The 11,507-nt window shown below is 59.4% G+C and carries 10 protein-coding genes; 6 read left to right on the forward strand and 4 right to left on the reverse strand.

Annotation, left to right across the window (positions count from 1 at the left end; translation table 11 throughout):
• Positions 1-94: 94 nt before the first annotated feature.
• Complete coding sequence (locus tag QBJ92_RS19975; protein WP_277971440.1) at positions 95-718, forward strand: recombinase family protein; 624 nt, start codon at positions 95-97, stop codon at positions 716-718.
• A 759-nt stretch (positions 719-1,477) separates the two neighbouring features.
• Positions 1,478-1,855: a VOC family protein gene (locus QBJ92_RS19980; protein WP_277971441.1), complete on the forward strand. Its 378-nt coding sequence runs from the start codon at positions 1,478-1,480 to the stop codon at positions 1,853-1,855.
• A 318-nt stretch (positions 1,856-2,173) separates the two neighbouring features.
• On the opposite strand, the gene QBJ92_RS19985 is transcribed toward QBJ92_RS19980, so the two are convergent.
• The 3 genes from QBJ92_RS19985 to QBJ92_RS19995 form a co-directional block, all read right to left on the reverse strand.
• The gene (locus QBJ92_RS19985) at positions 2,174-2,716 is read right to left on the reverse strand and encodes a CPBP family intramembrane glutamic endopeptidase (protein WP_277971442.1); all 543 of its coding nucleotides are present in this window, start codon (positions 2,714-2,716) and stop codon (positions 2,174-2,176) included.
• Between the two features lie 225 nt (positions 2,717-2,941).
• Positions 2,942-3,415, reverse strand: coding sequence for a hypothetical protein (locus QBJ92_RS19990; RefSeq protein ID WP_277971443.1), 474 nt, complete (start codon positions 3,413-3,415; stop codon positions 2,942-2,944).
• Between the two features lie 124 nt (positions 3,416-3,539).
• Positions 3,540-4,660, reverse strand: a protein-coding gene (locus QBJ92_RS19995) for an IS3 family transposase (RefSeq protein WP_277971444.1) whose coding sequence is annotated in 2 segments (ribosomal slippage) — positions 3,540-4,411 and positions 4,411-4,660 — 1,122 coding nt in all. Because the reading frame shifts where the segments join, the coding sequence is not laid out codon by codon here.
• Between the two features lie 162 nt (positions 4,661-4,822).
• Between QBJ92_RS19995 and QBJ92_RS20000 the strand changes: the two genes are divergently transcribed.
• Positions 4,823-5,029 (forward strand): TOBE domain-containing protein, encoded by a 207-nt coding sequence (locus QBJ92_RS20000; protein WP_277971445.1) that lies wholly within the window; start codon positions 4,823-4,825, stop codon positions 5,027-5,029.
• A 70-nt stretch (positions 5,030-5,099) separates the two neighbouring features.
• The gene (locus QBJ92_RS20005; RefSeq protein ID WP_277971446.1) at positions 5,100-5,522 is read left to right on the forward strand and encodes a winged helix-turn-helix domain-containing protein; all 423 of its coding nucleotides are present in this window, start codon (positions 5,100-5,102) and stop codon (positions 5,520-5,522) included.
• Between the two features lie 568 nt (positions 5,523-6,090).
• Here the strand turns inward: QBJ92_RS20005 and QBJ92_RS20010 are convergent.
• Positions 6,091-6,600, reverse strand: coding sequence for a homogentisate 1,2-dioxygenase (locus tag QBJ92_RS20010; protein ID WP_431358443.1), 510 nt, complete (start codon positions 6,598-6,600; stop codon positions 6,091-6,093).
• Positions 6,601-6,705: 105 nt separating this feature from the next.
• Here QBJ92_RS20010 and QBJ92_RS20015 point away from each other — a divergent pair, with 105 nt between their 5' ends.
• Both QBJ92_RS20015 and QBJ92_RS20020 read left to right on the forward strand, forming a co-directional pair.
• A complete protein-coding gene (locus tag QBJ92_RS20015) occupies positions 6,706-9,108 on the forward strand; it encodes a TonB-dependent receptor (protein WP_277971448.1) in 2,403 nt (800 codons plus the stop codon).
• A gap of 554 nt (positions 9,109-9,662) precedes the next feature.
• Positions 9,663-11,507, forward strand: a 1,845-nt coding sequence (locus tag QBJ92_RS20020; RefSeq protein WP_277971449.1) for a beta strand repeat-containing protein, incomplete at its 3' end; no start/stop codon positions are given.

The following is an 11,507-nucleotide window of genomic DNA, read 5'->3' on the forward strand; positions in this document are numbered from 1 at the left end:
CTTTCAAGACCGGGCTAAGCGCGGTTCTTTTTAGGCGCTGGTGCAACGTAAAAAAGACTGGACGTATAGAGACTGCTCATAGCAGACTGAAACAATGTTCATCCGCGCCTATCTCCGTGCCTCCACCTCCGAGCAGGACGCATCCCGTGCTCGTGGTGCTCTTGATGTTTTTGCTGCCGAGCGAGCGCTTCGGATCGCGGCGCGTTATGTGGAGAATGAGAGCGGGGCCAAGTTGGACCGTCCCGAGCTATTTCGCCTGTTGGCAGATAGTGAGCCTGGCGACGTGCTTTTGGTTGAGCAGGTAGACCGGCTGTCTCGCCTCAGCGCCTCCGACTGGATCAGGTTACGTGCCGAAATCGACGCAAAGCAGGTGCGGATTGTGGCGCTCGATCTTCCGACCTCATGGAGCTTGGCAGCAGCTGCTGATGATTTCTCAGGCCGTATGTTCGCGGCCGTAAACAGTATGATGCTGGACGTGCTCGCGGCAGTCGCGCGCAAGGACTATGAGGACCGGCGTCGCCGGCAGGCAGAAGGAACCGCTCGTGCCAAGGCGGCCGGCCTCTACAAGGGGCGTCCGGAGAACAAGGCCCGGAATGCCGCGATCGCTACCATGCTGCGCGATGGCCGATCATGGCGCGAAATCATGGACGCGACCAGATGTAGCCGCACCCTTCTTGCCAAGCTCGCTCGCGACCTAAAGCTCAGGAAGGGCGAATAGCCGGTGCGACCGCTTCCGGGAGAAAAAGCTGACCTTCCGCTGTCGCCCAAAGTCGGCCATTCCTGATGCAAAGGTCAAAAGTTTTGCATCAAGGTAGCAGCGCAAAGCGACTGCTTACCGCACAGTTGCAGGCATAGACGCCGCCTGTCATGTTGAACCAATGGGATACCGCAGTTTCATAATGATCTTGATGACCGTTCAGTGGGGATCGAGCGCGATAGCTGCTCAAGATCAATCGAAGCTGTCCCCCGAAGCCGTCAAACATTGCCTTGCTCTGAAAGGCACGGTCCACAGGATGGGGCTTTTGCAGTATGAGGGCTGTGAGAGTCCGATGCCAGATGCGGGCAAGGTCTGTAGCGATTCCAAGCAATGCAAAGCTGGCTGCTTTTTCAAGAACTCGAATAACAAGCCAATCCCATCACCTCGCAAGAAGGTAACTGGTTTTTGCGCTGCAACGGACTCACCATTTGGATGCCGCATTCGCGTCGAGCGCGGCCATGTGGGTATTCGCGTATGCGTAGATTAGGCGGCAGCTAATCGCCTTTATTGACGTTTCGTGATGCGAAATTCACAAGTTCTGCATCACGTCGAGAACGGCAGATATCCACCACCTTTCGCCGTTCCGGCGCTGGCGGTCGACCTGACCTACCCGAAACCGGACGGGCAACTATCGTGTGGGAAAGCTGCCGATCGGCAATCGCCCGATGGCGGGCATAGCCGATCAACGGCATCCCCGCAGCGGAACGGGAGAGATGAAGGATGACACAAGTGCCTGCGGTCGGAGCATTCGCGATCGTTCCGAGTAACGACCTGGCGGCCGCAATACCATTCTGGGAGCGGCTGGGGTTCGAGCGTGCTGGAGGCAGCGAAGACTATCTCATCATGAAAGGATGGAGTTGCGAACTGCACCTGACCCAAGCTGGTCAAGGGGAATGGCGAGTTCCAGAAGCCCACAATCCGTTCGGTGTATTCATTCGAACGCCAGATGTAGCGGCTATCGCCGCGCGGGTGGACGATCTTGTCATCCGGCCAGGTGGCATTCTCCGGCATCGAGAATGGGGGCTCTACGAGGTCGGCATTGCAGGCCCTGACGGCCTTCTCGTTCGGATCGGATGGCCATCTGCCTTGATGGCCTGACGTCCGCTCCCCACCACCTATCGCCGTTCAAACCCTTTTCGGGTGTCCAAGGCGCCTGAAAGCCGACCGGCATCTATCGTGTGGGAAAGCTGCCAGTCCGCAAGCGCCCAATCTCAGTCGTTCCGCCGATCGGCTGTCGTCCCGAAACCAGCCGTTCAAGCACTACGCCGACATTCCCAGTTCCCCATCCCCAACCGCCCATTTGGGGAAAGTGCAGTTGGGAACGGGTTTTGTGAAAGCGGTCGCATTGGTCGCAGCGAGGGGATCAGGTCACTCCCATCTCGCCCGACCTTCCCAATCGGAAAGATCCATCACCAATCAACTGGCTTCTAAATCACCACTGATGGCCTTGCTGACGATGGCGCCGAATAGCATTACCCCTATGTGTAACAGTATCAACCACCACAAATTTGATGTGGCGACATATGCAATAGTAAAAGCCAGCGCAGACACGACGCTACCTACGAATTGCTTTGGGGTTTTGAACCCGTGCGCCGCGCCGTATGCAAGGGCTGCGATGATGATCGCACCTAATAGACCGATCCTTGCCGGTAGGTAGTACAAAAGAAAACCTCGATAGAGTATCTCCCATCCACCTCCGACTGCAAGGCTCAAAAGCAGAAACAGCTTCACTTCGTTTGGTGTTTCAGGAAATAGATCCCGCCGTACGGCGTCTATTTCCTCCCTCTGCGACGGCTTAGGTTTCTTGTTTTTACTGAGGAACAGGGCAATAAAAGTTGAAATCGCGACGCCAAGACCAATCAGCGAAGGTGTCGATGTAGGAGCATTAAGGCCAAGCGCTTGTGCGGATCGACCTGTCATAAGCCAGCTGGTTGCTAATAGAGCGAGCAACCCGGCCACCATCCCAATTGTGGTTATGTAACGGGTGATCTTAGTGCGAGAGGCGGTCCGTCCAGGTCGGCTGCGCCAAAGCGCGCGCATCGGGACAACGAGAAGCAGCAAAATAGCTAGAAGATGGTCAAGCAAGTCGCACCTATGGCGAAGGGTCGGCGCACATGGCCGACATGATGACAGGGGTATCCGAGTGGAGCGGCTGTCGAAGCCGTTTCCGACGAACTGTTAAGCTCAGCTCGCTAGCGCGAACCTCACCCCGTCCTCTTCATCGTTCGAAGGCACTTTGTGGTTAAGTCGTGGTCCCTTCCGCGCACGATTTACCTTGTTTTTAGGGTGTCGTGGCAGAGAGACGAAAATTCTTGTGAGGGTGGCGGCAATACCTAAACGGCGCAATGCCGCCGTAGCAGCAGCCAAGGCTACGACCGCCTCAACAATGGCGCTGATCTCGAGGCTGGCAAGCCATACGGTGACTTCTGGGGCAAACAACGCAACCATGCGGATCGGGTCGCTATCTCCCGCATTGAGATGCACAACGACCAACATTGTTACGACAATTGCCAATGCGATGTGCCCGGGTTCAAGGCGGTTCAACGCTGCAGCGGGAATCTCCACCGTCAGGCGGTGTAGAAAACGGGTGATAGGCGTGCGCGCGTCACGGATAAGGGTAGCCCAGCAAAGAAGAAACACGATTGCCGCTATCGTCATTCGCCCACACCCTGGTCTTTGCCTGCTGCATACAAAGCATACAGCCCCTCAGCCAATATGACAGCTCTTCCGGTACATGAAGCGCGTTCTCTTTTTTCGATCCCTTATGACGTGCTCCCCATTTTCAGGCCGCTGATAACTTAGCTTCGGTGTCCATATGCCCGTGGCGAGGGCGGTTCGTAAACTCGGTGGGTGCCAAGCCGCCAAGACTGCTATGCGGACGCACGGTGTTGTAGTCCGTCCGCCATGCCTCGATGATCCGTCTCGCCGCAGCCAGCGATGGGAACAGGTGTTCGTTCAGGCACTCGTCGCGCAAGCGACCATTGAACGATTCCACAAAGCCGTTCTGCTGCGGCTTGCCCGGCGCGATGTAGTGCCACTCGACCCCGGTGTCTTGGCACCAGGCGAGGACGGCGTGACTGGTCAGCTCGTCGCCATTGTCGCTGACCACCATGCACGGCAGCCCGCGACGTTCGGCGATGGCGCTTAGTTCGCGGATGACGCGCCGACCCGACAGCGAGGTATCGACGATGCACGCCAGGCACTCCCGGCTGTTATCGTCGATGACGTTCAGCATACGGAACCGCCGGCCGCAGGCCAGTGCATCCGATACGAAGTCGAGCGACCAGCGCTGATTGGATTCCTGCGGGATCGCCATCGGCGCCCGCGTGCCCAGCGCGCGCTTGCGGCCACCACGCTTGCGCACCGTCAGCCGCTCCTCGCGGTACAGCCGATACACCTTCTTCAGGTTCATACCCTTGCCCTCACGCTTGAGCAGGATCGCCAGCCGCCGATAGCCGAACCGACGGCGCTCATTGGCGATCTCGCGCATCCGCTCGCGGACAGCATCGTCCTGCCCGCGAAGCGGCTCATATTGCCACGCCGACCGATTGACCCCGATCAGCCTGCAGGCGCGACGCTCGGAGAAGCTGTGATCGGCCATCAGCTTCTCCACCGCAGCGTAGCGCTCCGCAGACCGGGTCAGTTTTTTCCCAGCAGATCCTTCAGCGCCGATACGTCGAGCATCAACTCCGCCAGCAGCTTCTTCAGCCGGCGGTTCTCGTCCTCGAGCGCCCGCAACCGCGCCGCGTCGGACACCGTCAGGCCACCGTACTTCGACTTCCAGCTGTAAAAGGTCGCATCGCTGATCCCGTGCTTGCGGCACAGATCGGCGGTCTTCACGCCCGCTTCATGCTCTCGCAGCACACCAATGATCTGATCTTCGGAAAATCGGCTTCGCCGCATCACTCGTCTCCATCTGACGAGCTAACTTACCAATGGCATGATTTCTGGGGAGCACGTCACGCCCTCCCAAAACCAGTCACGAGCATGGAAACGGGAAACGATCGACGCCGATTACCTGATGCTGCTAACGCTCGATCTCTTTGCTCCTCGAGGTCAATCACCATGAAAATCAGTGCCCGCAATCAAATCTCAGGTCGCATAGCGAGCATCCACCCAGGAGCCGTGAACGGATCGGTCAAGGTGGATATTGGGAACGGCATCGTCATTACTGCCAACATTACCGAGGAAGCGATAGCCGACCTCGCGCTCGGCGAAGGCGACCAGGTAACGGTTCTGATCAAAGCGAGTGATGTGCTAATCGGAAAATGATGTGGGCGGCGCTGGGGTGAGGGGCGAAGCCGCATCTCGTGCGCGGTAACACTCATGCCCGCGACCGGTTATGGCCAATGTGCAGGCCACGAGACGTGCCCGGCATGGAGACGAGCAATTGGCTATTGATGGGCCGCTTAAGGTCAATGTTCAGATACTGAGAGGTTCGGACCCGGCGATCGGGCCAGGCAAGGCGCTTGTACTCGACGCCATTGGTCGTAGCGGTTCCATCTCTGCTGCCGGGCGCGAACTTAAAATGAGCTATCGGCGTATCTGGCTATTAGTCGACAGCCTCAATCACGCATGGATAGAGCCGGTAGTTGAAACCCGTGTCGGCGGGGGGAAATCTGGCGGGGCCCAGCTTACTGCGTTTGGTGAGCGGGTGCTGGCCAGCTACCGCGGCATCGAGGAGCGTATGGTCGCCGCAGCTCGTGGCACAGACTTCGATTGGTTGGTCAACGCTCTCAAACCTGCAGACGAAACCGGCAGGTAGTCGCGACGCTTCATCCACCCGTTCGTTGCCCGGACCGAACGGCTCGCTACCGGTAGCCAACAGCAATTACCGGGGCCGAACGGCTTTGTCGCATCGGCCCTCGTCAGCACCGTGTCGCTAGGTCGCTCCCCCATGTCGGCAAGGAAGCGGGCATAATCGTCGGACCACACCGGCAAAACGGTGCTGGAGTCATGTTCCACCTTCATGCGCTGCCAAGCTCGATATGTGGCGTCGTGGTGCTTGCGTGCGCGATGGCCATGTTCGGTCAGTCGGGCCGCGCTGATTTCGCGATGCAGGCAGCCACAGCTGGCGGTGCTGCCGGACCGCACGTTTCCACCTGCTGCTACGATCTCATTGCCGCAGTCGCATAGAAAGAGCCAATGCGCGTGACCGCTTCGGCTCTTGTGCGCGAAGCTGACGCCGACGAGGCGCCCGTAGCGCAGGCCAGTCATGTCGATCCTGATCTTCATGGCAGTCCGTCCACCTGTACGATTATCTATATTCCACGGAATATAGTTGCCGATGCGGGATAAGGTTCATTGCTTGCTGGATCGGCAATCTATGATCGTCACGGCATACGCGCGACCATGAGCGACAGCGTCGCGGAGGGGTTACCCACCACTTGAAGCAGATAGCGACCCGGCTTTAGGTCGAAATCGACCATCTTGCGCACTCCGGTGCAATCAGAACCATGACTATGCGATACCGACGTTGCCGGTGTTGTGCCGCTCAGAACGTCGATCCATGCCCCGGCGCCCAATGCAACGCGGTAGCGACCGGTGACGGGTACAGTGAACGCAAATATCCCGCCGCTGCTGACCGATCCGCCGGGCTTTTGCGGGCGGACGGGATAAGCAATCTTCGGCGTCGGCAGAAGGGTCGCCGAGACGCCAACGCCGAGTGGGAGCGTCGTCGCGACTTTTGCTGTGGCTCCGGCGCGAACGGCTTGCTTACGCGTCCATCCTTCCAGCCCAGCCGGTAGAGGCGCCACTGTAGCCGGGCAAGCGACGGTCGGATGGTCCATCGCCGACATTGTTTGGGGGGCTGCAGCAAGAGCAAGCAGCGGAATTAGCATCATGGTCGGCAAGAGCTTTTCCAATCACGTTCTATCTGTATATGGCCGAATATAGATAACGGTAAAGCCTGCAATAGCGACGTGCCGGTCGACAAAGGGAAAGTTCCGATGCGTTACCTGCTCTGCGCCACGAGTCTTATCGCGCTTGCGACCCCTGCTTATGCACAAGAGCGCAGCACGCCAGAAGGCGATGCAGCCACCGCATCCGCCGCGGCCAGCGAGGCAGACCAGACTGGTGTGGCAGACATCACCGTCACCGCACGTCGTCGCGCGGAAGATGCGCAGCGTATCCCAGGTTCGCTCTCTGTGGTCAGCGGAGCATTGCTCGACCGTTCGTACACGGTGAACACGCAACAGCTTTCGCAGCTCGTGCCTGCGCTCAATTACAGCTCTGCTAACCCGCGCAACACGGCTTTCACCATCCGCGGCCTCGGCAGCAGTGTTGTTGCCGTCAGTCAGGCCAATGACGGTCTTGAGCCCGGCGTCGGCTTCTATGTCGACCAGGTCTATCACGCCCGTCCGGCCACAGCCGCGTTCGACTTTAGCGACATCCAACAGATCGAGGTGCTGCGCGGGCCACAGGGGACATTGTTCGGCAAGAACAGCACGGCTGGCGCTATCAACATCACAACGCGGGCACCGAGCTTTACCAGCGGGGGCGACGCCGAGCTGTCCTACGGGAACTACAACTTTGTCCAGGCCAAAGCCGCCGTGACGGGGCCGATCAGTGATAATTTTGCGTTCCGCGTCTCGGCGGTCAGCACGCGCCGCGATGGTGTGATCGATAATGTACGGACCGGCGCGAAAGAAAACGCCATCGGCAACCAGGCCTTGCGCGGACAGTTGCTCTACAAGCCGTCGGACGTCTTCCAGCTTAAGCTGAGTGCCGACTTTACCAACTTCGAAAGCGAGTGCTGCACCCAGGTCTATTACCGGGTTGCAACGCGCGACGTGCCCCGCACCGCTACGCGACAGTTCGCAGGACCCACGGGCCTTGCCGCGCAATTCAACTACGCGCCACCCAGCACCAATCCCTATGACCGCGTGACGGACATCGATGCCCAGCTGGGGGTGAAGACCAACGAGGGCGGCGTCTCGGCGATCTCGGATTGGAAGGTGGGCGGTGCGACACTAACTTCGGTCAGCGCCTGGCGCTTCTGGAACTGGGATGCCGCGAACGATCGCGATTACACCGGTATCCCGATCCAGATCGAGCAGCACATCCCATCTCGGCAAGATCAATATAGCCAGGAGCTGCGGCTTGCCTCCAACGGCGACCATGCGATCAACTACGTGGGGGGGCTCTATTTCTTCCGTCAGCGCGTGATCGGGCGGCCCATCTCAATCTATGGTCCAGCTGCCGCCCGCTACTTGATCGGCACGACCACGGGAACCAATGCGACGCCGGTCCCCGCGAACTTGCTCGATGGTTACGGAACCGATGGCCGCACCGACTTTCAGTCGAATAGCTATGCCGCGTTCGGCGAAGTCAATTGGCGCCCGGTCGATCGGCTTACACTGACCGGTGGGCTGCGCTACACGTATGAGCACAAGACCGGGACTTACGACACGTTCGTGTTCGGGGGGCCGGCTACCACCAACGCCGCGCTTACCAACGCCAGGCTTTCGATCCTGCGCGGCCAGACCTATTCGGCGAAGGTCAACAACGGTGCCCTCACCGGGCGCGCCAACATCGCATGGCAGGCAACGGATAACGTCCTTGGCTATGCAAGCTATGCGCGCGGCGACAAATCTGGCGGCATCAATATGTCCGGTTTACCGCTCAACAACCAGAACCTGCCGGCGGTCGGCACCGCAGTCGTGCGCCCGGAAAAGAACACAGCCTATGAGGTAGGTTTGAAAACCCGGCTGTTCGACAAACGCCTGACCTTCAACATCGACGCCTATTATACACGGGTCACCGACTTCCAAACCAACGTGAGTGATACACGCGCCGCTGCGGCGCTGCGCACATATCTCGCAAACATCCCTCGGGTGACTGTTACAGGCGTAGAAGCAGATGCTATCGTTGCAATCACACGCGACCTGTCGTTGCGTGCATCGGTCGCTTATGCGGACGGCAAATATGCCAGCTATCCCGCCGGCCCGTGCCCGATCGAGCTGATCGGCAACACCACGACGGCCTGCAATTTAAGCGGCGTTGGATTGCCTGGCTTGCCGAAGTGGTCCTCAACCGTGGGCGGAGACTATCTCCGACCCATCGACGGATTGCACGGAAGCGTCTTCCTGCACGCTGATGCCAACTACCGCGGCAAGCAGTTCGGCGATCCTACCGGATCACGCTTCACGACGATCGGCAGCTACACTGTGGTCAATAGCAGCGTAGGCTATCGCAGCAACAAGGGATGGGAATTGGCGGTGTTCGCACGCAACTTGTTCGACCGTGACTACATCCAAAACGTGACTATCCAGGCGGGCAACTCCGGGCTGATCCTCGCGACCCCGAGCGATCCGCGCACGTTTGGAGTGACCTTCCGCGTACATCAGTAAGGCCCGGCCCTCCCAGAGTAGGCACCGCTCGGTTATAGATTGGCCGCGCCGACTTTCCCGGTTGGGAACGTCGGGCGGGGACCTCCCGCCTCGGTCGCGCTGACGGACGCTTGCGAGTCACGCTTTCCCAAAATCTGTCCCCGGCAGTCGAGAAAATCGCACAGTGGAGGCGTTCCTGGCGTAGGAATTGGTGCAGTCGATGGGCTCGCCACAGCAACAGTTCCCCTCCGGCCTAGCCTTTCCCAAAATAGCATCGTTTGCGGGAAGGCGCCTATCGGGCAGCTCGGTTCGAAAGTCTCGTCGCAGTCCACCACTTGGCGCAATCCAACTGTTGCAAAAGTGCCGACATTTGAGACGTCCGAAACTTAGAACATTCGCGACATTTTGCTAGAATCCTACTGCCCGCTTTGGTCAGGTATTGAGGCCGAGAAAGCCGGCCCGTTAACCCTGAATTTACAGCCTCACTCGCATAGCCCCGCGCCTGGTTCAGGGAGCTCCTCATAGTGTCGGCACATAACGTACGTACCATCCGCCATCGCGCGGGCACCTCGCGGTTGGTCGCGGCCAAAGCTGCACTGCTCGCGACGGCAATTGCTGGAATGTCAGTGGCGGCGAGTTCAGCAGTCGCCGGACCATTGGTTCTTGATGGAGTGTTCATCAAGATTGGCCTGAATGAGCAAGGCACGCTTGGGGTGGGCGGACGGACGTCGCCCGGCATTTTGTATGATGGTACTGGTACAGGGACCTTCAATCCGGCCTACGACTATCTGACGCCTGGGTCTCCATTTGAAGGATTTACAATTACCGGTAACGCCACAACCGGCTTTACCGTCTCTAACAACAATGCGTACTCGCCAGCTTTTTCCGGCACACTTACAAGCTATAACGGCATTGTATACGCCGGTTCGACGTACGACAATCGTGCGGTTTGGACAGGAACATACGGTAGCGCCTTCTCTGTTACAAATGACTACTTTTTCAATGAAGGAGGTCAGCAGCTAGGCATTAAGACGACCATCACCGCACTGAGCGATCTCACTAATGTCGCGTTCTCGCGTCAGATTGACCCCGACGCAGTTGCTGCTCCCGGCGACTCGTCCGCGACAAACAACTTTCGTGGCGCCTCAGGTGTGCCAGCAAGCGACCTAGTTTATGCGGAAGCCCTGTCATCAAAGTACGTTATCGGACTCTACACGAACTCAGCATTCACCCATAACTCCGCTGTGACGTCCTGGACGCGGGACACTGCCTCTTACCTCAGTGGCACCAATATCGGCAACGGTGACAACGTCATCGGACTCGGCTTCAGCATCGGGAACCTGCTGGCAGGGCAAAGCGCCTCGGTTGATTACAGCTACATCTTTGGAACCAACATTGCTGCTGCTGTTGGTGCCGGTACGGCGGCACCAGCTCCAACTCCAACGGAGATCACGACAACTGCTACATCGGCCGAGCTAATTGCCGGTCGTGTTTTACCGGTTCTGAACGGTGGCGTACTTCATGCCTCCAGTACCGGCACTATAAGCTCGGACATCACGCTGAAGCCGGCGGGCGGCACCATTAGCACCGACGGTCATGCCCTTTCTGTCTCGAGCGATATCGAGGGCGATGGTGATCTAACCAAGGCGGGCGCCGGGACACTTATGCTGTCGGGGAGCAACACCTACACGGGCCGAACCATCATTACCGATGGCTCTCTTGCTCTCGCTGGCAACGGCAGCCTGGCGAGCTCGAGCGGTGTCACCGCCAACGGCACCTTCGACGTGGCGCCGCACACCGGCGACGTGTCGATCCGCAGCATCGACGGCACCGGCAGCGTGGCGCTCGGCAGCAACGGCCTAGTCCTTACCGACGCGGCCGACCGCTTCGACGGCACCATTGCAGGCAGCGGCGGCGTGAACGTCGCGGGCGGTACCCAGCAGCTCGGCGGCAGTAACAGCTACACCGGCCGCACTATCATCGCTGAGGGCGCCACGCTCGGCCTTGCCGGCAGCGGCAGCCTGGCGAACTCGAGCGGTGTCACCGCCAACGGCACCTTCGACGTGGCGCCGCACACTGGCGACGTGTCGATCCGCACCATCGACGGTACCGGCAGCGTGGCGCTCGGCAACAACGGCCTAGTCCTTACCGACGCGGCCGACCGCTTCGACGGCACCATCGCAGGCAGCGGCGGCGTGACCGTCGCGGGCGGTACCCAGCAGCTCGGCGGCAGCAACAGCTACACCGGCCGCACGATCATCGCTGAGGGCGCCACGCTCGGCCTTGCCGGCAGCGGCAGCCTGGCGAACTCGAGCGGTGTCACCGCCAACGGCACCTTCGACGTGGCGCCGCACACCGGCGACGTGTCGATCCGCACCATCGACGGCACCGGCAGCGTGGCGCTCGGCAGCAACGGCCTA

Source organism: Sphingomonas echinoides (assembly GCF_029623395.1).
GTDB classification, from domain to species: Bacteria; Pseudomonadota; Alphaproteobacteria; order Sphingomonadales; family Sphingomonadaceae; genus Sphingomonas; species Sphingomonas echinoides_A.